Source organism: Kiloniella spongiae, assembly GCF_001026905.1.
GTDB classification, from domain to species: Bacteria; Pseudomonadota; Alphaproteobacteria; order Kiloniellales; family Kiloniellaceae; genus Kiloniella; species Kiloniella spongiae.
Genome location: NZ_LAQL01000053.1, coordinates 1 through 840 on the forward strand (window position 1 = coordinate 1; position 840 = coordinate 840).

1 pseudogene is annotated in these 840 nt (G+C 44.9%); it reads right to left on the reverse strand.

Going from position 1 to position 840, the window contains the following annotated elements:
- Positions 1-14: 14 nt before the first annotated feature.
- Positions 15-763 (reverse strand): annotated as a pseudogene (locus WH96_RS22090) (IS5 family transposase).
- Between the last annotated feature and the right edge of the window lie 77 nt (positions 764-840).

An 840-nucleotide genomic window follows, 5' to 3' on the forward strand; every position in this document is an offset into this window, starting at 1 on the left:
TCTAGGGTGTGGACTCAATTGATCCATGATCTAATTGAAAATAGATATAGCATATTAAGAAAGTTTACGGCTTTTTTCTCAAATCTTGTTGCTAACCGCCTCATGTCTTTCATTTTACAGAAGAACCGCTCGACAATGTTTCTCATTGCATAGAGGTTTTTATCATGAGGAACAGGATTTTTGGCATTTCGTTTTGAGGGAATAACCGCCAAAGCACCTTCATCAGCGATACTTTGTCTGATTTTACCACTGCTGTAGGCTTTGTCAGCAACGATAGCCAGAGGCGGCACTTCCCAATCCAGAAATTCAGGTATTAATTTACTGTCGTGCACATGGCCTCCACTGATCGCAAGGCGGATCGGGCGACCTTTTTGATCTACAGCCGCATGAATTTTACTTGTGCGACCTCCGCGTGAGCGGCCAATACTTTCCGCCAGTTCCCCTTTTTTGACCCAGCCGCTGCGCGGTGAGCCTTTACAATAGAACCATCAATAAAAATCAGAGCGTCGTCACATTCTGTTACCAAAGCATCAAAGATGCCTTTCCAGATACCACGCTCCCCCCAACGAACATAGCGATTATAAACCGTTGTGTGAGGACCGTAGCGTTCGGGAAGATCACGCCATGGTGCGCCTGTACGCAAGATATAGAAGATACCATTCAGAATAACACGGTCATCCCGGCGAGCAGGACCTCGACCTTTCTTTGACAGTAAAGGCTCAATAACCAGCCACTCTGCATCACTTAAATCAAATCTTGCCATCTAAAACTCCCTAAGTTGGGAGCTATGAATCACAAAAAAATATACTCAGCAAGATCTTGAATTGGGTTCACACCCTA